This window comes from Nostoc cycadae WK-1, from assembly GCF_002897135.1.
In the GTDB taxonomy this organism is placed as follows: Bacteria; Cyanobacteriota; Cyanobacteriia; order Cyanobacteriales; family Nostocaceae; genus Nostoc_B.
In genome coordinates this window covers 106,559-132,850 of the sequence record NZ_DF978428.1, presented here as the reverse complement: position 1 = coordinate 132,850, position 26,292 = coordinate 106,559, and the positions used below count along the sequence as shown (strand labels likewise).

Here is a 26,292-nt window from a genome sequence, read left to right as displayed (position 1 = left end):
TTGAATAGATTATTCTCCCTTACACCCTTATACCCCTATACGCCTAATACAAATAAGGGTTCGTCTTTGGCTGATAGTCCATACAGTTGATCGCTTCTTCTGTATTAGCGACAGACGGGTGTACAGTACATTTTAGGCGGTAGTCGTCGGTGAAAAATTGGCAGCCAGGACAAGGGATTTGGTGCATTTGTTTGGCTGTAGCTACGCTATCCCGCGCAGCTGTCCACAGACTCCAAGCGACGAGAATCATCAAACTCCATGCGCCTACAAAACAAATCGGTACTAAAAATTTTTGAATGCCCTGGATGATAAATATAATTGCTTGTAACACTGCCAGTCCTGATAAAAATAACAGTTAGAAGTTATGTTATCGCAGTGCGGAAGGCTAATTTCTGATTCCTAGGTAATATTCAAACTGAAAATAGTGCTGAGTGCTTAACGAAATATGATCTTTCTTTGTTCTCCGCACTCAGCAATTTTTTAAACTCCCGCATGGCCTAACGCCAAACCGACCACCAGCATTCCGAGAACAAGAAATGGTTGGGCGCTGGCTTGGTATTTCACATCATTTTTCAAGGGGTCACGTAAAAAATACATGTCCTGGAAGGTGATTTGAGGAATGATTAACAGTACCAAAATAGCGGCGTATAAATTTTCATGGATGCTGACGAGATAAGCAGCCATCAAGCCTTGAAATACATCAATCATCAAGACACAAATCCAGGCGGCGGTAGTAACACCAAACATAACTGGTAGTGATTTTAACCCTAACTGGCGATCGCCTTCGACACTTTTAAAGTCGTTCACAATGGCAATCCCCAACCCTGCCCAGCTGTAAATTAAGGTGAGAATCAAAACTTGCCAAGTCAGTTCGCCAAACAAAGCATGACCAGCCCACCAAGGTAGGGCGATGTAGCTTGCACCTAAAGCATAATTCCCCAGCCAGCCGTTTTGCTTCAGTTTCAGGGGAGGGGCAGAGTAAATATAAGAAACCAATGATCCAAAAATTGCTAGGGCTACAACGGTGGGAAATTCATGACCAGCCCAGATATCTAGGACGTATGCCAAACCAATGCCTGATACTAATAATACTAAAATTTGGGTAACAACTTGGGGTACAGAAATTGCGCCAGAGGGAATGGGGCGATAGGGTTCGTTAATGGCATCAATTTCGCGATCGTAAAAATCATTCATGGTTTGGGTGTAACCAGCCAGCAGCGGCCCCGAAAGTAACATACAAGCTGCGGCTTTCAAGACATTTTCTAGAGTCCAGGTGTAGTTACCTGAAGAAGCCGCACCGCAGACTACGCCCCAAATCAAGGGAATCCAGGTGATAGGCTTCATCAATTGCAGCCGGATTTTCCAAATGGAAGTTTCTCCGGGTGCTGCACCTTTCATACCTAGTAGCTGGCGAGTTTTGGCATTGCGTTCGCTCTCTGCTACTATTCCTGCTTCACTAGAATTATCTATTACTGAGTCTACTGCCTCAGTCGGGTTGGAATTGGGGGGTATAGGAGTTGATTCAGACATAAGATTATGTATGGGAAAGTATGAAGTATGTAGCCGCCCTAATGGCGGCTTGCCGGAGGCTAGTATGAAGTATGAAACTTTATGATTCAGACTTCATCCTTCATCCCAATCTAAAAAGAAATAATCAAATAGTTATTTTGGAATTTCGCTCCAGTCACAGGCTTACCAGTTAAGGCTGGCGGGAGGAAGATATTACGGCGTTGGTCGCCGGCTTCTACGGTTACTTCTGGCCCGACTTGAGTGAGTTTTACCTGTTTTTTATCAAATCCAGGCAAAAATAAGCGTACCTGACGGTTATGAACATCAATTTCCATTGGTCTTGGTACTTGGTTTGCTTGTTCGACAAAGTTGGGTAAAGCATCAATTAGCGGTTGCCAGTCATTTTGGGTAACATCAGGGACAACAGTGACAGCTAAAGGTGTAAATTCTGTGCCTAAGTTTGCTGTTGTCTGGTCAGAAATCTGGACAACACCACCAACTGTCAGTCCAACTTGTTGAGCGCTACCCCACAAATAACGAGCAACCGCGACTTCAATGGGGTCATTAGTTGTTACCAAAAATGCCGCAACTCTTTTGGGGTCAGCTAAAGCAGCTTTCCCCTTGTCTAAAAAATCGTTGGCTTGGTTGGTAGGTTGAGCAAAGTTATCTGCTGTCCAGTTGACGTTAAAAAAACTGCTAATCAAAGGTTGAATTAAGGGCGATTCGGAAATTGTCTTGCCTAAATCGGAGTTGACAAATAACTGTCGAAATCGCCGGACATACCAACTGAGAGATTCTGGCAAACCCAACAGTCGCAATGTAAATGAATCACCCGTGCCATCGTAAATAATTACATCATATTTGCCACTGGCATCATATTCGCGGATAGCATTTAAAGCGAGGGCGCTGTCCATTCCTGGTAATGCTACCAGTTCTTGCCCATAAACTTCTTTAAAAATGGGTGTACGCAGGTATTGCGCCTCAAGTTTTTTTAATTCTTCCCAGTTGCGTTCTAGAAGTACAGATGCTGGCAACTGTACTGCTTGCAAATTAGGAGCGATTTCTTGAGGATCGGCAGAGAGTGTTTGCTCTAAAAGAATAGGTAACACTGGTTCTGCCAGTCCTGCCAATAGTACACGCTTACCTTGGCTTGCAAATAGTTTAGCTGCGGCGATCGCAATTTTGCTACGAGCGATGCCGCTATTGCCTAAAAATGTCAATATTAGGGACATTTTGTGATTTCCAATTACCGCCTGTCTTTTCCACTCCAACTTAGCACTAGGCAAATACTCTTAGCTTCCACCTTGAGTTAGCCTGACTAAACTGGTTTGATTTCGTCCTCAAAAAACCAAGTGGCGCTATTATCTTCAAACTTCACCACTATGCCAACGCCGCTACCATCGGTCATTTTGTAGCCTTCAATAACGCCGACTTTACCTAGTTTTTGAGCAACTGAACTGGGTACGCGATCGCGTAAACGATACACCTTAACTTTTTGTCCGATTTCCATGCTGCCTGATTACAATGCAATAAACCAAGTCTCAGTTTAGCGGAATCTGGGACTCATCTATCGCTTCGCTCCACTCCAAATTAAAATTAAATTAATACGCAATCTGGTATAAAACCATGTTTGTCACAGCGCAACAGCTAGAACAACAAATGCCCGATGCAACTCGGTTGTTAAGTGATGAGCCGGAAATGGAAACTTCGTTGCATTATGCACAGCTATTACTTTTAGTTACTTGCTTAGAATGGCTGTGGCGTGACCGAAATGACTATTTTATTGGTGCAAACCTGACAATATACTTTAGTCGTCAGCAATTACGAAATCGAGATTTTCGTGGCCCAGACTTTTTTTTAGTAAAGGATACGGAAAAGCGACACCGCAATTCTTGGGTAGTTTGGGAAGAAGATGGTCGTTATCCTGATTTGATTATTGAATTACTTTCGGAAAGTACAGCTAACATTGATCGGAATTTAAAGAAAAGTCTGTATGAAAACCGATTTCATACACCTGAGTATTTTTGGTTTTCACCCGAAAGTTTAGAATTTGCTGGTTTTGAGTTGATTGGTAATAAATATCAACAAATCGAGCCAGATACGCGTGGCTGGTGTTGGAGTGAGGTACTTGGCCTGTATTTAGGTGTAGAAAATGCTAAACTTCGCTACTTTACTCTTGAAGGAGAGTTAGTACCAACACCAGAAGAGGCAGCGTTAACCTTACAAAATCAAGCAATTGCCGCATATCAACAAGCAGTTGAGGCAAAACAACAGTTATCTGACACTGAATTAAGATTGCAAAAAGAACAGGAGCGATCGCAACGCTTGGCAGAATATTTGCGTTCTCTGGGTGTTGACCCAGATAGTATGACTTGAGGTAGCAGTATGTATCAAACTGACCCGCCCCGTCCGCCACAAGAAACCATGCCTACCATGTATGATTTACCTAGTGAATTAATCGGCGAATCAGGCTTGCCAGACGAATGTCATTGTATGCAAGCAGATTTACTGAATGAGACTTGTCAACCTACTAACAATAATGCGGGTTAGATACCAACACTGAAAGAACAGGCAGAACAAGAACGCCAACGGGCTGATAAACTGGCAGAATATTTGCGATCGCAAGGAATTGATCCAGATAATTTAATTTAAACTCTTCACCATACCTGTAATTTGACAATGAGCAAATTGCAACAAATTGGCAAGTTACGCAGTCTTATATATTTAATCTATCTTTATAAGTTGAAAGATGATTTTCATAGCTATGATTTGTCTACAAAACTGTTGAGAAGTTTGTAGTTATCAAACAGAATTAAACAGATAATTTTTAGTTTTTATCTTTCATAGTGTAAAGTGCGTGAGTTATAGTGTAGAATGCGCGAATAAATTGCCTGTAGTGTGTGGTGGTTTTTAAGAATGGCGATTTTATCAACAGATGATCCAAGATGGTTACAGGCGCAACGCTACTGGGAACTGCTCTCTGTTTTAGTACAACGGAATCTTAAAGTCCGCTATCGAGGTTCCTTCTTAGGAGTGTATTGGTCTCTATTGAACCCGTTAATTATGACTGGTTTATACACTGCTATTTTTGGTGCAAATTTTGCATCATACTATGGTAATTCCATATTGAACTATGTACTAGCAGCTTTTACAGGACTCATAGTTATTAATTTTTTCTCAGCTTCTACATCCCAAGCATTGAGTAGTGTTGTTGGTAATGGCGCACTTCTAAATAAAATTCGGCTGCCAGTCAGCGTATTTCCAGTATCAATGATTGCTGCTAATGTGTTTCAATTTGCAGTTGGAGCCTTTCCTTTATTGGCACTCATAACCTTAATTAATTCCAAGAATTTATTTAATGTACTGACGCTGATATTTCCCTTTGTATCGCTGGTGTTGGTTTGTACTGGAGTTGGCTTTTTACTAAGTGCGTTATATGTATTTTTTCGGGACTTACCTTATTTTTATGAATTAGTTGTGTTCGTTATTTGGGTCAGTAGTCCGGTATTTTATCCAGCCGCTATTGTTCCCAAACAGGTCAAGCCGTTTCTAAGCTTAAATCCTTTATCACCAATTATTGAAAGTCTGCGGCAGATTTCAATATCAGGTAACATACCAGATTTAACTTTAATTTGGGGTGCTATGCTTAGTGGCATAATTATTTTGGCATTAGGATGGGTTAGCTTCCAAATGCTACGCAATCAATTTATGGATTTGTTATAGATGGAAGTAATTCGTCTAGACCAAGTTTCGCTTTTGCGACGCACACAAGAAGAGTTTTCTTACGATCTCAAAAAGACTCTATTATCTGTTTTGGAAGGCAAATACCGTAAGCCAACAAAAAAAAATGTACTAGACTCAATCGATTTGATGGTTGACAAAGGAGAAAAGATAGGTGTTATCGGAGCAAATGGCTCTGGTAAGTCAACCATGCTAAAAGTAATTTGTGGAATTTTGCAACCCACCAGTGGTACTGTTAGGGTGCGTGGAAAAATTGCACCCTTAATTGAATTAGGCGCAGGATTTGATCCAGAAATTTCTGTAATGGACAATATCAGTCTTTACGGAGTACTACTGGGTTTTTCTAGAGCCGAAATGAAAGAGCGAACTAGTTCAATTTTAGAATTTGCAGAATTACAAGACTATGCCTTGGTTCCGGTGAAAGCTTTATCGTCAGGTATGGTGGCTAGATTAGGCTTTGCCATTGCAACAGATATACAGCCAGATATTCTGATTCTTGATGAAGTATTATCTGTTGGCGATGAAAGTTTTAAAAATAAGTGTAAAAAAAGAATAGATAGATTTTGGGATAATAATACTACCATTCTAGTAGTTTCACATGATTTGCACTTTATCAAAGAGTCTTGCAAGATGGCAATTTGGTTAGATAAAGGAGTTATACAAAGTCAAGGGCAAGCACAAGAAGTAGTAAAATCATACTTAGAAAAAGTTAATTCCCAATAAAATGTAAAATATTTAATTTTAGAAACAAAATAATAATGAAAATAGCTCATGTCAATACATACGATATTCAAGGTGGAGCGGCCAGAGGTGCGTACAGACTACATCAAGGTTTACGTCGATTAGGTCAAGATTCTTTAATGCTTGTCAAGCATAAACATTCCACAGATCCAACAGTTCATTCTATTCCTAATTTAAACATTAATAATATTAATGAATACCAATTTGAAGCGATTCAAAATTCTTATATAAATAGAAATAGAACTACTGTATCTAATACATTATTCTCATTTCCCTATCCTGGAATTGATATATCTAAGCATCAAGAAATCTTAAATGCAGATATAATTAATTTGCATTGGATTGCTTATTTTCAATCTTCTTTAACGCTGAAAAAAGTATTTTCACTTAGTAAGCCAGTAGTTTGGAAGTTTCCTGATATGTGGCCTTTTACAGGTGGATGCCATTATTCAGCAGGATGCGACAAATATAAGAAAGATTGTGTAAAATGTCCTCAATTAACTGATGATACTTATAATTTACCAGCTATTCTGTTAAAAGATAAACTAGAACTTTGGTCTGATTCTAATCTAACCATTGTTACCCCTAGTCATTGGATGGCAGAAAATATAAAGCAGAGTACCTTATTTAAAAATAATCGAATTGAAGTCATACCAAATTCTTTAGATACTAATGCTTTTTTTCCTTTATCAAAAGCTGAAGCAAAAAACATTATAGGCGTTAATCAAAATGATTTTATTATTCTTTTCGGCGCACACACTTGTTACGAAAAGAGAAAAGGATTTGCTGAATTATTAACTGCACTTCATCACTGCCTAGATAATAATTATTTTTATAAGTTAGTGTCAGAAAATAAAATTAAACTAGTATGTTTTGGCTATCCTCCAGCAGAGGCTATGGAATCAATTCCTATTCCTTTATTAACAGTTGGTTTTACGGATTCAGATCAAAAATTGCAAGAAGTTTACTCTGCTGCTGATATATTTATACAGCCAGCATTAGAAGAAAATTTTGGATTTACTACAATAGAATCTATGAGTTGTAGTACACCCGTAATAGGTTTTGATGTTGGAGTTGTTCCTGATGTCGTTAAAGATGGTATCACAGGCAAAATAATACCTGTAGGAGACACACATAAAATGGCTGAAGCAATTATTGAATGTGTCTTATCTCCTCAACATTGTAAGCTTATGGGAGAGAATAGCCGCAAGCTTGTTGAGGAAGAGTATCCACTCACAGTACAGGCAAAAAGATATATAGAATTGTACGAGGATTTAGTTAATTCTCATAACAAATTATTATTGCAGTTTGCTGATAAAACTATTAATAAATCGTCAGATAAAACAAATACAAAAGTAAATGCAAATCAGGAATTAGCTACAATTCCATTAGATATTGAGCTTGGTAATAACTTAAACTTAATTTTTGATAAATTGGCACTAAAAGCACTTTTAGCAGAATGTAACCATCAAAAACAGTCTATTCAGGAACTACGTAATAATCTCCATAACTCACAGTCTCAACTAGAAAAAACACAAGCCGAATTACATCAAACACACGCAGAATTACATCAAATACACACAGAATTACATCAAACACAAGCAGAATTATATCAGGTCAAAATAGATATTACAGCAATGGAGTCTAGTAAATTCTGGAAGCTAAGGCAAATTTGGTTTCAATTAAAGGCACACTTAAAATTATTCCACAATGGCAGTTTTTGATTTCATAAAATAAAAATAATTATGACAAGTATTAAAATTTCAATTATCACAGTCTGTAAGAATGCAGATAAATATATAGAAAAGTCTATTAAATCTGTAGCTTGTCAGACTTACAAAGATATTGAATATATAATCATTGATGGGGATTCTCAGGATAGAACCAAAGAAATAGTTCTGCAAAATTCCGATTGTATTAGCAAGTTTGTTAGTGAACCAGATAGCGGAATTTATGCAGCCATGAATAAAGGTATAAAACTTGCTGCTGGAGATTTTATATACTTTCTGGGCGCGGATGACTATTTAATAGATGAAAATGTCATAAGTGATGTGGCTGAGGCTATTAAAAATCACCCACATTGTGAATTTATATATGGCAATATTCAAGTTAGAACCGAAGTTAATACTTCAATACAAGTACACAAACCGCCACACCCAGAGTATATTCTAGAAGAACTGATATGCGGTTGCTTACCCCATCAAGCTAGTTTTACCAAATCTCATTTATTTCATCAGGTAGGATTATTTAATGAATCTTACAAATCTGCTTCAGACTATGAGTGGTTTTTAAGATTGGCACAACAAGAAGATATTAATAAAGTTTATTACGATAGAATAATTGCTTCTTATTACAGTGGAGGTCAATCAAGTCAATTAGAAATTGCATTGCAAGAAATGTTTACTATCCAAGATAAAGCTCCTATATATCAAACAGAATATTGGTTAAAAGCAAGAATTGCTAAATATCAAAATATTATTCTCAATCCCCAAGGATATTGGGGATTATTTCGTATAGAAGAAAAAGCTCAAGTTTCAGAATATCAAGATAATCTATTCCCTAACCAGTTACAAACAGCTTTAGCAGAGATTGAAGCTATGAAAACTAGTAAATTTTGGAAGCTGAGATCAGCTTGGTTTAAAGTTAAAGAAATTATAAATTTAAAATAATCAAAGTAGAAAAATCATAAATTCTGGTATGTACTATGTCTAAACAAGTCAATAATAGTTCACTCGACAATTTAATACCTCCAGAAATAAGTGAAGACGAATTATATAAAGCTATTCAAAAATTAGCTAGTGAAGCTAATATTAAAACAGTTCTTGAAATAGGTTCGTCTTCAGGAGGAGGTAGCACCGCAGCTTTTGTACAAGGAATCAATAATAATCCTCATCAACCTACACTTTACTGTATGGAAGTTTCCAAAAAAAGATTTGGCGAACTTCAAAAGCGATATGCAGATAATTCATTTGTGAAATGTTATAACGTATCGTCGATCGATGTGGGAAAATTTCCTGATAAAAATGAAGTTGTTAATTTTTATTATCAAAAAGAAACAGATTTAAAAAAATATCCATTAGAACAGGTTTTGTTATGGTTAGAACAGGACATAGAATATGTCAAAAGTTCTGGCGTATCAGGTGATGGGATCAAAAAAATTAAAGAAGAAAATAATATTGATTACTTTGATATTGTTTTAATTGATGGCTCAGAGTTTACAGGTAGTATTGAGTTAGATGAAGTGTATGGTGCTAATTTCATCATTTTAGATGATATTAATACGTTTAAAAATTTTGATAGCCATCAAAGATTATTAAGAGATCCAAACTATACATTAGTTCATCAAAATATTTATTTGAGAAATGGCTACTCAATATTTAAGAAAAAAGGATTGCAATTTACATATCCTGATTTACCTATCCATTTCTTTACAATTGTTCTCAACGGTCAACCATTCATCCGTTACCATATTGAAATCTTTAAACAACTGTCATTTAAATGGCATTGGCATATTGTTGAAGGTGTAGCCAAGCTACAACATGACACCGCCTGGAGTTTAGAATTAGGTGGAAAAATTATTGAATCAATTCATGAACATGGACTAAGTAACGACGGGACAACAGAGTATTTAGACAACATATTAAAAGAGTATCCAGAAAACATTACTATTTATCGTAAACCTCAAGGTATGTTCTGGGATGGTAAACGAGAAATGGTTAATGCTCCCCTTGAGAATATTCAAGAGGAATGTTTATTATGGCAAGTAGATGTTGATGAATTATGGACTCTGGAGCAAATATTTACAGCCAGAGATATGTTCATTAAACATCCAGAAAAAACAGCAGCATTTTACTGGTGTTGGTATTTTGTAGCTGAAAAAATTGTAGTAAGCAGTCGCAATTGCTATAGTCAAAATCCTCAACAAGAATGGCTAAGAACTTGGAGATATAAGCCTGGATATGTCTGGGCTGCTCACGAACCTCCCAGATTAGTTGGAGATTTAAAACAGCATCAACAACAAGATATCGCTAAAATTAATCCTTTTCTACATGAAGAAACAGAAAAACATGGGTTAATATTTCATCATTATGCTTACGCTATACCTCAACAATTAAAGTTTAAAGAAATATATTACGGCTATAAAAACGCTGAATCCCAGTGGATAGCCTTGCAAAAACAAAAGCAGTTTCCATTGTTTCTGCGAGATTATTTTCCTTGGGTGAAGGATGAAACAATGGTAGATATTGCTGAATCATGCTGTGTAGTACCAATTGCTCAAAAAGAACCTGCAAGTGATACTTGGTGTTTTTTGTCACCAGAAGAGGTGCAGAAATCAGCAGCAAAAATTGAAAAGATATATCCGAAAATAGTGGTTGATGGTGTATTTTTTCAGATGTTCAATACAGGTATTGCTAGAGTATGGCGATCGCTACTTGAAGAGTGGGTAAAAAGTGGTTTCAGCAAGCATATTATTGTCCTTGATAGAGTAGGAACAGCTCCCAAAATTCGTGGTATTCGCTATCGATTAACTCCAGAATATAGATATACGGAAACAGGTGCTGATAGTGAAAGACTACAAAAAATATGTGAACAAGAAGGTGCTGATTTATTTATTTCAACATATTACACAACACCGATATCTACTCCATCCATATTCATGGGATATGACATGATTCCAGAGGTGCTTGGCTATGGCAACATGAATGATTCTGGATGGAGAGAAAAACACTATGGGATTCTACACGCTAGTAAATATATAACAATCTCTCAAAATACAGCCAGTGATTTAGTGAAATTTTATCCTGAAATTTCACCAGATTCAGTCACTGTAGCTTATTGTGGGTTAGACAAAAATTTTTACCCTGCAACTTCTGAAGAAATTAATCAATTCCAGACAAAACATAATATCAATAAGCCTTATTTCATAGTTGTAGGTGAAAGGCTTGGTCTGAATAATTATAAAAATATCATCCATTTTTTTAAAGCATTTTCTCTACTACCAAATTCTAGTGATTTAGCTATAGTTTGCATTGGTGGTCGTCCAGAGCTAGAGCCAGAACTGACTGCTTTAGTTCCAGGAAGCTCTACTCATATACTTCATCTGAATGATACTGATTTAAAAATAGCTTATTCTGGAGCGATCGCTCTGGTATATCCATCTTTGTATGAAGGATTTGGATTGCCAATTTTAGAGGCTATGGCTTGTGGATGTCCAGTAATTACTTGTCATAATTCTTCTATTCCTGAAGTCGCTGGGGAAGCAGCACTTTATGTTAATGAATATAATGTAGATGAGCTTGTCAGTGGATTGACGAAAATTCAAAATCCTGAAATTAGAAACACATTTATTGCTGCTGGTTTAAAGCAAGCTCAGAAATTCTCTTGGTCGAAAATGGCAGAAATAGTTGCAGAAGTTCTCATACAAACTGCAAAAACAGCTAAATATGAAAATACTGTACCTGTGGCTCAAGTATGGGCAGAATTACGTAAGATACAAGACGAATTACAAAAAATTAAATTTTATTCAGGAAACTTACAACTAACTAGACAAGCTCCAGCACAGCTAAGAAATCTCCTAGAATTGATATCTGCTATGGAAAGCAGTAAGTTCTGGAAAATAAGAACTGCTTGGTTTAAATTCAAAAAATCAATTGGCTTACCAGTCGATACATTTGAGCCAAATATAGACCCAAATCAGGATATTGAGATTCAAATTGAACAGGCCAAGGTTACAATTGCAGCAATACAAAGTAGCAAGTTTTGGAAGTTAAGAACTATTTGGTTTCGGTTAAAGAGACATATTGGTCTGAAAACAGATTCTTAAAGATTTATATTTAACAATCTTCGTAAGCTTTCTTACAAACTACCACCAAATTACTGATATGAATTACAATAAACTGCATGTAGACTGGGCTAATGAACAACTTAATGTAAATAATAAAAAAATATTAGTTGTCGGCTGCAATACAGGTAAGGAGTGTAGTTATTTTATAGAATTAGGCGCGAAAGAAGTGTGGGGAATAGATGTACTTACTGAAGTAGGAAAGGATTATGTAGATAGTAAAATTAAATATTTTCAAATGTCTGTTGAGAAAATGTCTATTGATGACAATTCATTTGATTTAACTTTTTGTTTTGCCACAATGGAACACGTTTCTAATATTGAAGCTGCATTTTTAGAAATGGTTCGTGTAACTAAATTAAATGGTGTGATTTATTGTGTTGCTTCACCTTTGTGGAATTCTAGACAGGGACATCATAAGCAAAATATACTTGATATCGATAAGTATCCTTGGATACATCTTCGTATGGATAAAGATGAAATTAAAAATAAATGCCGAAACGGTGAAATTTTAGTTTCATCTTTGCTCAGTGATGTAAATGCTCATATTGAGCATATGTTTAATGGAAGATATTTTAACTTTCAACCAGCTCAGAAATACATAGACATTTGTAGCAGCCTTCAAGAGGTTGACATAATTCGTAATGATTTAGATCTGGAAAATGAAGATTTTTTAACTCCAGAAATTAGTGAAGAGCTTTCAAAAAAAGGATATTCCCGAACTGAACTTTTAGCTTTGACTCACACATTTATTGCTAGAAAGATAGGGACTAAAGATGAACAATTAGTAATATTGAAGGATAAACTTAAATCTGCTGAATGTGAAATTGTCGCATTGAAAGATCAACTTAAATCTGCTGAATGTGAAATTGTCGCATTGAAAGATCAACTTCAAAATACTGAAGTTCAAATTGTTGCTATGAAAAGCAGTAAATTTTGGCAGTTGCGAATATTATGGTTTGAAGTTAAGAAATTGCTTGGTTTACCCATAAACGATTGATTAACTCATAAAAAAGTATTGATGTTTAAAATACGAATTGCAATAGATTTAACTCCTCTATTACCTGATGGAAAAAATGGAGGAGCCAAGATATTAGTATTAACACTCTTAAAGAAAATTCAGCAACTAGTTCCCAATTACGAGTTTCTATTACTAACTGCACCTTGGAATCATGAAGAACTGGCAGAATATGAAACGGAAAATACTCAGCGAATTTTACTTACTGAATTAGTTTCAGATAGTAGTTCCAAACTCAATATTCAAAAAATAAAAGATTTATTGAAAAGAATTAAATTTAAATTAGCGAGATTAACTTATTTAAAAAATTTCCTGGCTAGTCACAAAATTGATTTATTATTCTGCCCTTTTTCTGCTCCTAGATTTGCCGAGAATGGTATCCCAGTTGTAGCAATTGTTTATGATACGCAACACCTTGATTATCCAGAGTTTTTTGAACTTAGAGAACAGCAACTCCGCACTAATTTTCTCAAAAACCTTCTTCAAAAATCTCAGAAAGTTATCTGTATATCAGAATTTTGTCGCCAGTCGTTAATTAAACATTTTCAAGCATCTGCCGAGCAACTTACCGTTATTCCTGTTTCAATTCAAGATCGTTGGCATGGACTAAGTGAAGAATTAGCTCATCAATATTTGTTGGAATTAGGATTAGTAAATCGCTGTTATGCTTTCTACCCAGCAAATTACTGGCCTCATAAAAATCATCGGGTACTTTTAGAAGCTTACAAAATTCTTAAACAGAAATTTGCTAATTTTCCTTTAGATTTAATTTTTACAGGAGATTTAAAACAAGAAGAAAATCAACTTCGTCAAGAAGTTACATCAGCTAATCTCGACGATTGCGTTCATTTTTTAGGTTTCCTAGATGAAAAACATTTAGAAGCAGTTTGGCATGGCTGTAAATGCTTAGTTTTTCCATCTCTTTACGAAGGTTTTGGTATTCCAGTCTTAGAAGCAATGTATTTTGGTAAACCCATTTTATGCAGTAGCGCAGGTAGCTTACCAGAAGTTGGAGGAGATGCTGTTCTCTATTTTAATCCAAATAATCCGGAAGATTTAGTAAATTGTTTACTCAAAATTAGTTATGATGCTGATTTAGTTGATGAATTAGTTTGTAAAGGAAAGGAAAGACTTAAACTATTTGATGGGCAAGAAATGGCAGAAAAATATATTGATATATTTAAAGGTGCTGCATCTAAAAATATATCCTCTTCAGCTTAATAGCTATAATTTTACAAGGCATATTTACTCTCTAAGTCAAATCATTTAAAGCTAAAAATTTCACTTTTGCATCTTTCAAAATATGAGTTTAAAATTTAGTGTAATTACACCTTCCTTTCGTCAAGGTCGTTTCATAGAAAGAACTATACAAAGTGTCTTATCCCAAGGCATAGAAGATATTGATTATATAGTTTGTGATGGAGGTAGTGATGATGAAACCGTAGAAATTTTGAAAAAATATCACCCTCAAATACGCTGGGTATCAGAAGCAGATAAAGGACAATCTGATGCTGTCAATAAGGGAATATCAATGACAACAGGTGATATTATTGCCTGGATTAACTCTGATGATATTTACTATCCAGGAACATTTAATGCAGTTAGGAAAATATTTGAGTCACAGGCTGAAATAGAAGTTATTTATGGTGATGCTGATTGGATTGATGAACTAGATGAGATTATTTATCCCTATCCCACAGAAAATTGGAATTATAAACGCTTAATAGAAACTTGTTATATTTGTCAGCCAGCAGTATTTTTTAGACGTAGCTTAATTGAGAAATTTGGTAGCTTAGATTCATCTCTAGACTATTGCATGGATTATGAGCTATGGCTTCGTTATGGAAAATATGTTGATTTTTATCATTTACCACAAAAATTTGCTGGTTCTCGGATGTATAAAACTAATAAAACTATGGGTAAAAAATTACAAGCACATTATGAAGTTGTACAAATGCTCAAACAAAAGTTTGGGAAGGTACCAGATAATTGGATGATGTCTTATGCTTTTGTAAAAGCTGAAGATATGACAAAACTCAATAAATTTGATGACAAGGAAGTTAAAAAATTGATATGGATTAGCTTCATAGAAATTGTTAAATTGAAAAAAGTAATTTCACCTAAAATCATAATTAAAGTACTATTTTGGTATTTTTTCCCAGGCTTATCATGGTTTAGAAGATTAAGGCTACTAGAAGGGCAACAATAATATAGCAAAATTATTTGCTTGAAAAATAACTGTAAGAAAAACTTTCAAGGCTTATAGAACAATTATTTGATGAATATAGCAAATAGTTCTTCATCTAATCATTTAATTATTAACTTATCGATACTTTTAGCTAAACCAACAGGCATCAGTAACTATGCCCAAAATCTTTTTCCTTATTTAAAATCTCTAAATCCTACTTTATTAACTGCCTATAATTACCCTGAGTTTAATTGCTATTCTGTACCAAATAATCTGACCCCTGCTCATGGTACAAAGGGGCATTTTAACCGTCTGATATGGACGCAATTGCAATTACCTAAAATTTATCGGGAATTAAAATCGCAACTTTTATTCTCACCCTTACCAGAAGCACCGCTTTATACTCAGTGTCGTTTTGTGGTAATGTCTCACGATTTGATCCCTTTGCGCTTTCCTAAACGCTTTTCACCACTAACGCCATATCATCATTACTATGTTCCGCAAGTTCTGAAGCAGGCGCAGCACATTGTTTGTAATTCTCAAGCTACGGCTGATGATATTATTGATTTTTATCAAATTCCTGCTAACAAAATTACGCCGATTCTCTTAGCGCACGATCGCAACCACTTTCGTCATCTAAATTTACCAACTTGCAACTACTTTCTCTACATTGGTAGGCAAGACCCTTATAAAAATTTACAACGCTTGATTTCTGCTTTTGCTGCACTCTCTCAAGAATATGAATTATGGTTAGCCGGGCCGACAGATAAACGCTATACTCCAATTCTACAAATGCAAGCGAAAGGATTGGGAATTTCTCACCGAGTGAAATTCCTCAACTATATTGATTATCAAGAATTGCCCATCATTATTAATGGTGCGATCGCACTTGTGTTTCCTAGTCTTTGGGAAGGCTTTGGTTTCCCTGTTCTAGAAGCAATGGCTTGTGGTACACCAGTCATCACCTCTAATCTGTCTTCTTTACCTGAAGTCGCCGGTGATGCAGCAATTTTAGTTAATCCCTACAACACCGCAGAAATCACTGAAGCGATGCAATTGATTGCTACAGATGCTCAATTGCGATCGCATCTTTCGACTCAAGGTATCGCCAGAGCAAATTTATTTAGTTGGGAAAACACAGGAAAAGCTACTGCTGAAGTTTTAGCACGCTATCTGTAAATCGTATTCACACTTATGATTATGCTTTCAAACTGGGTTTTTCACTACTAACTAAAGCAGATCGAATATATTCCCTTGTTTCTAAATACTTAATAACTTTATTAATACTTTCTGCAATACTTTCTTGCTGAGTATTACAAACAATTTCTGGATTTAAAGGTTCTTCATAAGGGCTATCAATTCCTGTAAATTCTTGGATTTTTCCGGCTCTAGCTAAAACATACAATCCTTTGACATCCCTTTGTTCACAAGCCTCTAAAGATGCTTGGACATAAACCTCAATAAAATGATGATTCATCTGCCGGACTTGCTCGCGGCTGTCTCTAAAAGGACTAATTGCTGCAACAATAGCAACAACTTGATTACGACTCAACAAACTAGCAACAAATCCGATACGACAGACATTTGTATCTCGGTCTTGTTTACTAAACCCTAAACCCTGAGATAGATGAGTCCGCACTACATCCCCATCTAGAATTTCAACACGAGAACCTCTTGCTTTTAACTCCAATGCAACACCTTGTGAAATTGTGGTTTTGCCAGCACCAGAAAGACCTGTAAACCACAAAGTGAATCCTAAATTTTCCATTATTATGCCTGAATAAATATCCAAAAAGTCGGGACTAAAATAGCAGAAACTGTGAATAATATCCAAATTGCAGAAGTATATAAACCTACTTCCTTAAGGCGTAAATTGTATCTTAAAACAATTAGTTTGCCAAGATAATAGTTTAGAAGTATGGCTGTTAAGGATTAACTATGTTTTACATATTTCTGGAGGCATTCTCCTAAAATTATTCATGGCGCGATCGCACTTGTGTTTCCTAGTCTTTGGGAAGGTTTTGGTTTCCCTGTTCTAGAAGCAATGGCTTGCGGGACACCAGTTATCACCTCGAACCTTTCTTCTTTACCCGAAGTTGCTGGTGATGCAGCAATTTTAGTTAATCCCTACAACACCGCAGAAATTACTGAAGCAATGCAATTGATTGCTACAGATGCCAAATTGCGATCGCATCTTTCTACTCAAGGTATCGCCAGAGCCAATTTATTTAGTTGGGAAAATACAGGTAATGCAACTGTTGAAGTTTTATCACGCTATCTCTAAAAATTATGCCGTGAGGAATAGGTAATAGTACTATAATTATTCTTGGACAATTTCTACCAATTCCTCAATCATCACATCAAAAGTCCTGGCTAACTTCTGAATAGCGGTAAAATCTACAGTTGCTAATCCAGGCGATCGCGCGTAAGTCCTGAGAGTGCTGTAAACTACACCAGAACGGTCAGATACTTCTTTCAATGTCCAGCCTTTCTCCGCAGCAAACTCTCTAATCTTCAGCCGAATCATTCCCATAATTTACTTGACAACTGACTGATATAAGTCTTTTAATAATTATACTACATAAAAAGATCGCCCTCCGGCCTACAAAACTGAAAGGCGATCGCATTGTTTACAAAAAGCATCCCGTAAACACCGATAGGGTAAATTCTACCGAAGTTACAGGTATTTTCATGGTATCATCACTCAAGCCAAGAGAGCTTGTCATCCGTGCATCAAAAATTGTTCATAAATCGTTATTTCTTAACTCACTCACGCGATTTGTGACTGAAGAAGCAATTTGTTTGATGTTTCGTATTGGCTTTGGTGATATATATACAATCGAATGTTGGCGCTACATGGTTTATGTCCACGCCAAAGGTATTAGCAGATTTGTCAGTTATGCAGATTTTCCGCCTATTTTGGGCGTAGAGCCACCTACACCTGCTGAGTTTGTTAAATGGCGCAGACGGTGGCGCAAACAACATGAATATGCTTACAGAAAGCAAGCACCGGAGTGGTGGGCAGAATTTTTTATGAATGAATTTTGGCAAGCTCTTTCTGAAGCTATGCTGCGAAGTTGGGGTGAATTAATTGCTTTAATTAAATTTGCTTTCCCCGAAGAAACTTTGCAAGAACTGAGAAAGAGCTATCGCCTAGAAAAATCGTTGCTACATTAGAACTGAGGAACAAAAGTTATCTGTTGCAACTTGCTGGAGACTCAGCACGGACTGAACGTCCCACTACCGATAACAGCACTTGAATGTACCCAACTATTCAGCCGACTTATTTGCTGCACGATGAGCGCGTGCTTCTGCTGAAGCCATCACTTCCTCAATATTTTCCAACACTTCGCCAGGGAAATTTTCTAAAATTCTCGTAGAAATTGCCACTCTACCTTTGCCTTCATCCAAGTCAATAATTACAGCTTTAATGGTTTGACCAACTTGGAAGACTTTTTCGAGAGATTCGATAAATTTTTGGCTGACTTGCTTAATGTGTAGCAAGGCACTCATCCCATTTAAATCAACAAATACCCCAAATGGTTTAATGCCAGTTATTTTACCTTCAACTAGCTGACCAATTTCTAACAAACTAAAGTTACTTGAACGAGCAGCTAAACGTTGAGAAAGTACGAGTTTTTTACTGTTGCGATCTACTTCCAAAAAGCCAGCGGTTAAAGTATGACCTTTCAGTGCTTCTAAGTTATCACGTTCAGCTAAATGCGATCGCGGAATAAACCCCCGCAAAGATTGAAAATCGACGGTGACACCACCTTTATTCACACCTGTTACCCTGACTTGTATTGTCTGGGAATTCTCTTGCATTTGCACCAATTTTTCCCAGATGTGTTGAATTTCTAACTGCCGTCGAGAAAGAGTTACTTGACCTTCTGCATCCTGTTCTCGGATAATCAAAAACTCTAATTCTTCTTGCAACGGCAGCACCTCCGATAAATCGGTTACTGCTCTCAAAGAAGCCTCATCGCGGGGAATATACGCCGATGCTTTGCCACCAATATCGACATAAGCGCCATCAGGGTCAAGTTGGAACACTTTACCGTGAACCACCTGCCCCTTTTGAAACTGGTAGTCGTGTTTTTCTAGTGCTTGGGCAAAATCGTCCATTGTAAAAGACGAATTGGCTTTTTGAGATAGATTCGATTCGGAATTCATGACTAATGAAAATTAATTGTTATTTAGATTGCTATGCAAAGTCCATAGTCAAAAGTCTACAGTCCAAAGCAACTAATCTTGACCATTGACTATTTGACTATTGACCATTGACTCTTTTGGATTTCAGTTCAATTGACTAAACAATTGTTGTACCTGAATCCAAGCATCAGCAGCAGCCTTTGGATTATAGCTGGCACGACGATCGCAAAAAAATCCGTGGTCAGCTCCATCGTAGCGGAAGACACGATGAGGAATTTTGTATTTTTCTAACTCTGCTTCAATTTCTTCTGTTTGTTCCGGGGGAATACTGGCATCTTCCCTGCCAAAAAAGGCGTAAAGTGTGCCGGATATCTCAGGAGTACGCCTCAAAGTGGCAGCACCCCCGCCTGGTGTGTTGGTCGTAATTCTAGCACCATAAAAAGATGCCGTGGCTTTAATATCAGGTAAGGTAGCAGCAAGATAAGCTACATGACCGCCAAAACAGAAGCCAACACAACCAATGGCATCCTGTTTGACTTGTGGCAGAGCTTTGAGATAATCAATGGCTGATTGAATATCGTTGAGTAATTCTGGTGCTTTAGCTTGCTCCCAAGCGTATTTTCTGCCAACTTCAATATCTTCTGGAGTGTAACCAGTTTCAAAATCGGGAGCAAACCGATCAAACAGTGCAGGTGCGATCGCTACATACCCTAACTTGGCAATTCGCTCGGTCACATCTCGAATATGGGTATTCACACCAAAAATTTCTTGTAAAACCACAATTCCGGGATAAGTACCGGGTTCTTCTGGCTGTGCTAAATAAGCCGATATTTGCAGATTATTTTGTAAAAGTTTCACCCAGGCAGTGCTGATTGCTAGTTCTGCCATAAATATTTCTACTAATGCTCCTCGGTGATTTGATCTAACTATGCCAGTATGTTTAGGCTATTCCTAGCAGTTAATCAACTACCAAAAGTAAGTAAAACAGAAGTTTTTCAGCGTTGCTTGCTACATTTTCTAGAAACGTTATGCTTGTGGCAAACTTTTATACTCTAGTTGAGCAACTAATTACGACATTGGCAGAAGTTGCTCAACTGGAGTTACAAGATACTGAACACTAGCGGCAAAACTGCGAGAATTAAATATCGCTCCAGATGCTATTTAGCAGTTACTAATCTTCCGGTAGCACCCATTTTGGCGGTTCCATCATTTTTTTTCGCCTACGTTCTTCAGCCATTGCCAGCATTTCGTCCAAAGAAGTCTCTTGGATAAATTGTGATGCAGCTTCTCTAAACTCGATATTGGGACATTTATCCCCTAAAACGCAACCTCTAACGCAGGCTTCCGCACAGTTAATTTTCGGCTCCACAGTCAATTCCTCTCCCATTAGGGGTTTTCCTACCCACAAGATAAATTTTACCTGCTTAGTTGAAAAGTTTTGAGTGCTGAGTTACCGAAGTTGAGAACAAAGACTAGAGGCTAGGGAATGGCTATGCAGAAAAATAAAAGGTAAAAGGGTGAACTTTTGTTTTTGTCATCCTTTTACCTTTTTATATACCTGATGCTTATTTAATGTTAGCCCTTGCGTCCCTCACTGCGGCAATAAAAAATAATCCTGTCAGAGGAATACTTAATCCTAAGATAATTGCAGTGGTTTGGAAGCCTAAATCTGGTTGTCCATAACTGAGTTCAAACACCGAACCGACAGCGGCGATCGCTGTTACACAAGACGCACCAAGAAACAAGCCGCTTTTTGGAGTTAAATACACTACTGGCCCCCTATGATACTGGTTTCACCGCTTGATACGAGAAGCCATTTTTAGATAACTCCTGTGCCAAAGTCAAGGAATTCTCTACCCGGTCTACAAATACTACACCGTTGAGGTGATCCATCTCATGTTGAATGCAGCGTCCGAGTAAATCTGTCGCTTTTAATGTCTGGGGGCGACCATATTCATCTTTGTAAGCCACTTCTACGACTTCTGGACGCTTCACATCCATATAAACGTTAGGAATGCTCAAACATCCTTCTTGAGCGACGCAGATTTCTTGGCTTACCTGTTTAATTGTGGGATTAATTAATACTAGTGGTGGATTATCTGGGTTATCTGGTTCGCAATCTATGACAATGAGTTGTTTATGAATACCTACCTGGGGCGCAGCCAAACCAATGCCATCACTGCTGTACATAGTTTGCAACATTTCGCGTACCAGTTGCCGCAGTTCATCATCAATTTTTGTAATGCGTTTCGCAGGTTGACGCAATGCGCGATCGCCCAGATAGTGCAGTTTCAACGGCGGATTTTTTAACTTTTTTTTCTCAACAGCAATTTCAGAGGGCATGATTATTTCAATGGCTCAATTGTGCAAATTCCTACTAACCCAATTCTATCAACCTGAGTTATACCTCATGTTGATAAAGAAGAATTCAAGATTATCTGGAGTTGATTGGCGATCGCACTTTAGCGAGATAACTGTGCAAGTCTTTCTGCAAGCCATACCTTAATAATTGACTGACGAGTGACACCCAATCGCTTCGCTTCATAATCTAATGCTTCAATCATCCAGGTTGGAAAATCAACGTTGACTCGTTTCTGCTCATGACCAGGACGTTTGGCTTGGGAAAGCTCTAATAATTCGGTGATGTCTTCATCCTGATCAAATTTGGCATCAAATTCTGTTGCTTTCATAAATTTCTACCTCTTCTTGTCGTGATCGTCGGACTGAGATAATCCTTACTCTGTTCTCTCGATAGGTAATAATGGCTGACCAACATTTTTGCGCGATTTTACCGATGACTAGAAATCTTGGTTCGTCTTCTATCCGAGCAGGAATTTCAACTCGATCAGGATCAGCCCAGAGTTATTGTGCATCTGGGAAGTTGATTCCGTGCTTTGCTAGGTTGGATTGGCTTTTATAGTCGTCAAATTCAAATTCCACACCACTCAAAAAGTATAAAAATTATACCTTTATTCTACCCTTGAGAGGAAACATTCCTATTGATTCCCAAAAAGCGATTGCACTTTGAATTATTTAACGTACCTTCGCGTTAAAAAACTCTACAACGACTAGGCAGCATTTATAGCTGATTGGTGAAAGAAAGTTGTACATTGCCATCAAGAGCAACTCATAAATAACAGCTTTAATATGAACTTCCGTGACGAGTTTAAATTGCTGCTACGCGCCCGTTATCCCTTAATTTACATTCCCACCTACGAAGAAGAACGGGTCGAAGCCGCCATTCGAGAAGAAGCTGCCAATCAAGGTAATCGCCCAGTTTATACGTGGGATTTTGTTGATGGCTATCAAGGAAATCCCAATGATGCCGGTTTTGGGCGACGCAATCCCCTACAAGCTTTGGAATTTCTGGAAAAATTACCAGCTTCAGCCCCAGCCGTAGTAATTTTACGAGACTATCATCGCTTTTTAGATGATGTAGCGATCGCTCGAAAACTCCGCAACTTCGCCCGACTTTTGAAATCACAACCAAAAAATATTGTGTTGTTGTCGCCGCGCATCGCCATTCCTGACGATTTAACCGAAGTTTTAACGGTTGTGGAATTTCCTTTACCTGCTGCGCCAGAAATTAAAACTGAAATTGAAAGGTTGCTCCAAGCTACTGGTAACTCGCTTTCTGGAAAGGTTTTAGATGATTTGGTGCGTTCCTGTCAAGGACTTTCGATGGAACGTATTCGCCGAGTTTTATCCAGAGCGATCGCCACTCATGGTGAATTACAACCAGAAGATGTAGATTTAGTCTTGGAAGAAAAACGTCAAACTATTCGCCAAACCCAAATTCTCGATTTTTACCCCGCCACTGAGCAAATTTCTGATATTGGTGGATTGGATAACTTGAAAGATTGGCTATTACGGCGTGGTGGTTCATTTACTGACAGGGCGCGTCAGTATGGCTTACCTCATCCCCGCGGTTTATTGTTGGTAGGGATTCAAGGAACTGGAAAATCTTTAACCGCCAAAGCGATCGCCCATCATTGGCATTTACCTTTGTTACGCTTAGATGTTGGGCGGTTATTTGGTGGCTTAGTTGGTGAATCAGAATCACGCACACGCCAAATGATTCAGGTAGCCGAAGCCCTCGCTCCCTGTATCTTGTGGATTGATGAAATCGACAAAGCCTTTTCTGGGTTGGGTAGCAAAGGTGACGCGGGAACAACGAGTCGGGTGTTTGGGACTTTTATTACTTGGTTAGCCGAAAAAACCTCACCTGTATTTGTGGTGGCTACCGCTAACGACATTCAAGCCTTACCCCCAGAAATGTTACGTAAAGGGCGATTTGATGAAATTTTCTTTGTTGGTTTACCGACTCAAGAAGAAAGAAAAGCTATTTTTAACGTTCATTTATCCCGATTACGCCCCCATAATTTGAAAAGCTATGACATTGACAGGTTAGCTTATGAAACACCAGATTTTTCAGGGGCGGAAATAGAGCAAACTTTGATTGAAGCTATGCACATCGGATTTAGCCAAAGCCGTGATTTTAACACTGACGACATTTTAGAAGCCGCTAGTCAAATCATTCCCTTGGCGCGAACTGCTGTAGAACAAATTCAAAAACTGCAAGAATGGGCTGCGGCTGGAAGAGCGCGTCTAGCCTCAAAACACAGTCCGTTAAGTGACCGCATTCACCGCCAATTGCAGTAATTAGTTCAGGGTCAATAGTCCATTATCTAAAAAGGATGAAGCCTGAACAATACAATTTCATACTTCATCCTTTATACTTCGTACGTCACTATTGACTATTGACCATTGACCGTTGACCATTGACTATTGACTATTGACTATTAAACTAACTATGCTTTCTGGTTTACTAAAGTTAATCTTAGGTTTCGTCTTAGCGATCGCTGTTTTATTAGGTACAGGTCTGACAGTGGCGCTTTATTTTGTCAACCAAACTGCAATACCGCCGAATAAACCTATTTTTGCCAACGATAATCCCTCTGTAAAAAATCAAACCACTAAAGAAGCCAAAGACGAATCGACGCTGACACCTGAATCTGAGCCAACGCCAACTCCCACACCCACTAAACAATTACCCCCTGGAGCTTATCAAGGACGTGTTACTTGGTCTGAAGGATTAAGTTTACGTGCGGAACCAAATCAGGAGGCGGAAAAATTAGGGGGAGTGACTTTCAATCAAAAAATCACAGTTTTAGAAGAAAACCCAGATAAAACTTGGGTAAAGATTCGCCCAGAAGGTAGCGAACAAGAAGGTTGGGTAAAAATTGGCAATATTGAACGTGTCAACTGAAGTCTGCAACCTATTCCTTTATCCCTAAACTTCATATTTTTTTAGCAAAAGCCACAATTACTGCCAGCTAAAAGTGGTATATTTTTATATACACTTATTAGTGTAATTAGCAGTAAAAAGAATTATAATTTCTACTTATCTTTTAATCAAAATTAATTCAAATAAAAATTTTAGTCTGTTACCGAAAAACCTTCTGTCTGTTGTGATGTAAACAAATAACACAACCCATAAAAGTCGATAACAAGTCAGTTAAAAAACTCTTTTACTCAGGGAATTGTCATCAGCCAACAACTCGGTAAAAATCATGGAAGCCATTGGTTATCTTCATGTCGCCTCAGCCTACGAAGTATCAGAAAATATTGAGATTGTAGCGATAAAATGGGAATTCAAATTTTTGCATTGGCCTAAACTTTCTAGCCCAGTTGCTATGCGTCTTTTATCTGTAGCACTGACTATAGGCATTTTAAATTTAGCTGACCAAACTTTAGCACTCCAGCAAGTAGGGAGTCGTGGCACAGCCGTCACCAATATTCAGAAGTGCTTAAAAAATTTAGGTTATTTTAATGGCCCGCTAACTGGTAAGTTTGCAAATTTAACTCAGCAAGCTGTCATCAGCTTTCAAAAAGCCAAAGGACTAGCTGTTGATGGAATAGTTGGTGCTAAAACTCAACAAGCTTTGCAACAATCATGCCAAAGTGAAATCAAGGGTGAAAGTAGCAATGGCCAATTGCGCGTTGGTAGTAGAAGTCAAGCTGTTTCCCAATTACAACAAAATTTGCGCCAGTTGGGCTATTTTAATGGCCCCAAAACTGGCTATTTTGGTTCACAAACTCGTCAAGCACTCATCCGATTTCAGCAAGCTGCTCAAATTCCCGCTAACGGAGTTTTTGATAGTCGCACAGCACAAGCGCTACAAAGTAATTTAAGTGTGGGTGGTGAATATCCCCTTCTCTCTGAAGGTAGCAATGGCCCAGAGGTGACAAAATTACAACAACGTTTGCGAGATTTAGGTTACTTCAAGATGAATCCCACTGGGAATTTTAGAAGTATTACCAAAAATGCCGTAATTGCATTTCAGCGCAAAGCAGGCCTACCAGCCACCGGAGTTGCTAATGCTCAAACTTGGGATGCACTATATAATTCTGCTCAGGTGCCAGGTAGCAATAATGCAGGGAGTCAGCAAGTCAGAGATGTGCAACAACTTCTACAAGATTTAGGATACTACAATGGTACTCCTACAGGTACTGTCGGTACACTAACACGAGATGCGATCGCCCAATTTCAGCGAGACAAAGGACTCCCAGTCGATGGAATTGTTGATGCTCAACTATTGAAAGCTGTGCGCCAAGCCTGGGAAGCGAAATATTCTAATCAACCCAGCAGAACAGTTATCGCAATGGGTGCAAAAGGAGAAAATGTCAAAGCAGTTCAAGAGCGTTTGTCGCAACTAGGTTACTTTAATCGGTCTTTGGATGGGGTTTTTGGTGAATATACGAAAAATTCTGTCCTAGAATTCCAAAAAGATTATCGCCTAAATCCCACTGGGAAAGTAGATGGGCAAACTTGGCAAGCATTAGGCTTTGATAATTCTGTGGCGACAAATCGTCCTGTGAGTAATCGTTATTATGTAGCAGCCGTGCCGATGCAAAATAGTGATACCCTCGATAAAGTACGGCGCTTTGTCCCCAATGCTTTCCCAGATATGTCTATGTCAGGAAATTATGTGAATGCTGGAGCATTTAGCGATCGCTCCGTTGCTGAAAATCTCACAAAAATGTTACGCTCCAAAGGCTTAAATGCCAAGGTGCAATTTATTTAGCATTTCGACAGCG

27 protein-coding genes and 2 pseudogenes are annotated in these 26,292 nt (G+C 37.8%); 16 read left to right on the top strand and 13 right to left on the bottom strand.

The genetic code is table 11. The features are described from left to right. Positions 1-43 precede the first annotated feature (43 nt). The 4 genes from NCWK1_RS13290 to petP form a co-directional block, all read right to left on the bottom strand. Positions 44-331: a hypothetical protein gene (locus NCWK1_RS13290; protein WP_103125044.1), complete on the bottom strand. Its 288-nt coding sequence runs from the start codon at positions 329-331 to the stop codon at positions 44-46. 149 nt (positions 332-480) lie between these two features. Continuing rightward, complete coding sequence (gene chlG / locus NCWK1_RS13285; RefSeq protein ID WP_103125043.1) at positions 481-1,530, bottom strand: chlorophyll synthase ChlG; 1,050 nt, start codon at positions 1,528-1,530, stop codon at positions 481-483. A 110-nt stretch (positions 1,531-1,640) separates the two neighbouring features. Continuing rightward, on the bottom strand, positions 1,641-2,741 hold the full coding sequence (locus NCWK1_RS13280; RefSeq protein WP_103125042.1) for a Get3/ArsA fold putative tail anchor-mediating ATPase NosAFP: 1,101 nt from the start codon (positions 2,739-2,741) through the stop codon (positions 1,641-1,643). 86 nt (positions 2,742-2,827) lie between these two features. Next, on the bottom strand, positions 2,828-3,019 hold the full coding sequence (gene petP, locus NCWK1_RS13275; RefSeq protein ID WP_096583306.1) for a cytochrome b6f subunit PetP: 192 nt from the start codon (positions 3,017-3,019) through the stop codon (positions 2,828-2,830). 116 nt (positions 3,020-3,135) lie between these two features. Between petP and NCWK1_RS13270 the strand changes: the two genes are divergently transcribed. The 11 genes from NCWK1_RS13270 (at position 3,136) to NCWK1_RS13225 (ending at position 16,218) form a co-directional block, all read left to right on the top strand. After that, positions 3,136-3,885: a Uma2 family endonuclease gene (locus NCWK1_RS13270; protein WP_103125041.1), complete on the top strand. Its 750-nt coding sequence runs from the start codon at positions 3,136-3,138 to the stop codon at positions 3,883-3,885. 9 nt (positions 3,886-3,894) lie between these two features. Then, positions 3,895-4,059: a hypothetical protein gene (locus tag NCWK1_RS29585; RefSeq protein ID WP_187308149.1), complete on the top strand. Its 165-nt coding sequence runs from the start codon at positions 3,895-3,897 to the stop codon at positions 4,057-4,059. Positions 4,060-4,425: 366 nt separating this feature from the next. Next, complete coding sequence (locus NCWK1_RS13265; protein ID WP_103125040.1) at positions 4,426-5,232, top strand: ABC transporter permease; 807 nt, start codon at positions 4,426-4,428, stop codon at positions 5,230-5,232. Beyond that, positions 5,233-5,973 carry an ABC transporter ATP-binding protein gene (locus tag NCWK1_RS13260; protein WP_103125039.1) on the top strand — a complete coding sequence of 247 codons (741 nt, stop codon included), beginning with the start codon at positions 5,233-5,235 and terminating at the stop codon, positions 5,971-5,973. Positions 5,974-6,008: 35 nt separating this feature from the next. Further along, a complete protein-coding gene (locus NCWK1_RS13255; RefSeq protein WP_103125038.1) occupies positions 6,009-7,715 on the top strand; it encodes a glycosyltransferase family 4 protein in 1,707 nt (568 codons plus the stop codon). A gap of 21 nt (positions 7,716-7,736) precedes the next feature. Beyond that, entirely contained in the window at positions 7,737-8,660 is a 924-nt protein-coding gene (locus NCWK1_RS13250; protein ID WP_103125037.1) for a glycosyltransferase family 2 protein, read from the top strand. A 35-nt stretch (positions 8,661-8,695) separates the two neighbouring features. Next, positions 8,696-11,815 carry a glycosyltransferase family 4 protein gene (locus NCWK1_RS13245; protein ID WP_103125036.1) on the top strand — a complete coding sequence of 1,040 codons (3,120 nt, stop codon included), beginning with the start codon at positions 8,696-8,698 and terminating at the stop codon, positions 11,813-11,815. A 58-nt stretch (positions 11,816-11,873) separates the two neighbouring features. Beyond that, complete coding sequence (locus tag NCWK1_RS13240; protein WP_103125035.1) at positions 11,874-12,833, top strand: class I SAM-dependent methyltransferase; 960 nt, start codon at positions 11,874-11,876, stop codon at positions 12,831-12,833. Between the two features lie 21 nt (positions 12,834-12,854). Further along, positions 12,855-14,072, top strand: a complete 1,218-nt coding sequence (locus NCWK1_RS13235; RefSeq protein ID WP_103125034.1) for a glycosyltransferase family 4 protein — start codon at positions 12,855-12,857, stop codon at positions 14,070-14,072. Between the two features lie 82 nt (positions 14,073-14,154). Next, positions 14,155-15,060: a glycosyltransferase family 2 protein gene (locus NCWK1_RS13230; protein ID WP_103125033.1), complete on the top strand. Its 906-nt coding sequence runs from the start codon at positions 14,155-14,157 to the stop codon at positions 15,058-15,060. 69 nt (positions 15,061-15,129) lie between these two features. Further along, positions 15,130-16,218, top strand: a complete 1,089-nt coding sequence (locus tag NCWK1_RS13225; RefSeq protein WP_103125032.1) for a glycosyltransferase family 4 protein — start codon at positions 15,130-15,132, stop codon at positions 16,216-16,218. A gap of 19 nt (positions 16,219-16,237) precedes the next feature. Here NCWK1_RS13225 and cysC read toward each other — a convergent pair whose 3' ends face one another. Then, the gene (gene cysC / locus NCWK1_RS13220; protein WP_103125031.1) at positions 16,238-16,807 is read right to left on the bottom strand and encodes an adenylyl-sulfate kinase; all 570 of its coding nucleotides are present in this window, start codon (positions 16,805-16,807) and stop codon (positions 16,238-16,240) included. A gap of 198 nt (positions 16,808-17,005) precedes the next feature. Between cysC and NCWK1_RS13215 the strand changes: the two are divergent. Next, a pseudogene (locus tag NCWK1_RS13215) lies at positions 17,006-17,323 on the top strand (glycosyltransferase); the annotation flags it as partial. 36 nt (positions 17,324-17,359) lie between these two features. Here the strand turns inward: NCWK1_RS13215 and NCWK1_RS13210 are convergent. Continuing rightward, the gene (locus NCWK1_RS13210; RefSeq protein WP_015111724.1) at positions 17,360-17,572 is read right to left on the bottom strand and encodes a helix-turn-helix domain-containing protein; all 213 of its coding nucleotides are present in this window, start codon (positions 17,570-17,572) and stop codon (positions 17,360-17,362) included. Positions 17,573-17,730: 158 nt separating this feature from the next. Between NCWK1_RS13210 and NCWK1_RS13205 the strand changes: the two genes are divergently transcribed. Next, positions 17,731-18,216 carry a hypothetical protein gene (locus NCWK1_RS13205; RefSeq protein ID WP_096583331.1) on the top strand — a complete coding sequence of 162 codons (486 nt, stop codon included), beginning with the start codon at positions 17,731-17,733 and terminating at the stop codon, positions 18,214-18,216. Positions 18,217-18,309: 93 nt separating this feature from the next. Here NCWK1_RS13205 and NCWK1_RS13200 read toward each other — a convergent pair whose 3' ends face one another. The 7 genes and pseudogenes from NCWK1_RS13200 to NCWK1_RS30150 form a co-directional block, all read right to left on the bottom strand. Next, positions 18,310-19,212 (bottom strand): S1 RNA-binding domain-containing protein, encoded by a 903-nt coding sequence (locus NCWK1_RS13200; RefSeq protein WP_096583333.1) that lies wholly within the window; start codon positions 19,210-19,212, stop codon positions 18,310-18,312. A gap of 123 nt (positions 19,213-19,335) precedes the next feature. Continuing rightward, on the bottom strand, positions 19,336-20,079 hold the full coding sequence (locus tag NCWK1_RS13195; protein ID WP_103125030.1) for a dienelactone hydrolase family protein: 744 nt from the start codon (positions 20,077-20,079) through the stop codon (positions 19,336-19,338). 283 nt (positions 20,080-20,362) lie between these two features. Then, on the bottom strand, positions 20,363-20,560 hold the full coding sequence (locus NCWK1_RS13190; protein WP_096585629.1) for a hypothetical protein: 198 nt from the start codon (positions 20,558-20,560) through the stop codon (positions 20,363-20,365). A 196-nt stretch (positions 20,561-20,756) separates the two neighbouring features. Beyond that, the gene (locus NCWK1_RS13185; RefSeq protein ID WP_096583337.1) at positions 20,757-20,960 is read right to left on the bottom strand and encodes a hypothetical protein; all 204 of its coding nucleotides are present in this window, start codon (positions 20,958-20,960) and stop codon (positions 20,757-20,759) included. A 10-nt stretch (positions 20,961-20,970) separates the two neighbouring features. Beyond that, positions 20,971-21,534 carry a peptide deformylase gene (gene def, locus NCWK1_RS13180; RefSeq protein WP_096583339.1) on the bottom strand — a complete coding sequence of 188 codons (564 nt, stop codon included), beginning with the start codon at positions 21,532-21,534 and terminating at the stop codon, positions 20,971-20,973. 119 nt (positions 21,535-21,653) lie between these two features. Continuing rightward, on the bottom strand, positions 21,654-21,881 hold the full coding sequence (gene brnA / locus NCWK1_RS13175) for a type II toxin-antitoxin system BrnA family antitoxin (RefSeq protein ID WP_103125029.1): 228 nt from the start codon (positions 21,879-21,881) through the stop codon (positions 21,654-21,656). After that, positions 21,862-22,038 (bottom strand): annotated as a pseudogene (locus NCWK1_RS30150) (BrnT family toxin); the annotation flags it as partial. The gene brnA and the pseudogene NCWK1_RS30150, both read right to left, overlap by 20 nt. Before the next feature lie 300 nt (positions 22,039-22,338). Here NCWK1_RS30150 and NCWK1_RS13165 point away from each other — a divergent pair. The 3 genes from NCWK1_RS13165 to NCWK1_RS13155 all read left to right on the top strand — a co-directional run bounded on the left by NCWK1_RS13165 (position 22,339) and on the right by NCWK1_RS13155 (position 26,279). Continuing rightward, positions 22,339-23,853 (top strand): AAA family ATPase, encoded by a 1,515-nt coding sequence (locus NCWK1_RS13165; RefSeq protein ID WP_103125028.1) that lies wholly within the window; start codon positions 22,339-22,341, stop codon positions 23,851-23,853. Positions 23,854-24,004: 151 nt separating this feature from the next. After that, positions 24,005-24,460, top strand: coding sequence for an SH3 domain-containing protein (locus NCWK1_RS13160; protein ID WP_096583347.1), 456 nt, complete (start codon positions 24,005-24,007; stop codon positions 24,458-24,460). A 304-nt stretch (positions 24,461-24,764) separates the two neighbouring features. Beyond that, a complete protein-coding gene (locus NCWK1_RS13155; protein ID WP_103125027.1) occupies positions 24,765-26,279 on the top strand; it encodes a peptidoglycan-binding domain-containing protein in 1,515 nt (504 codons plus the stop codon). Positions 26,280-26,292: the final 13 nt, after the last annotated feature.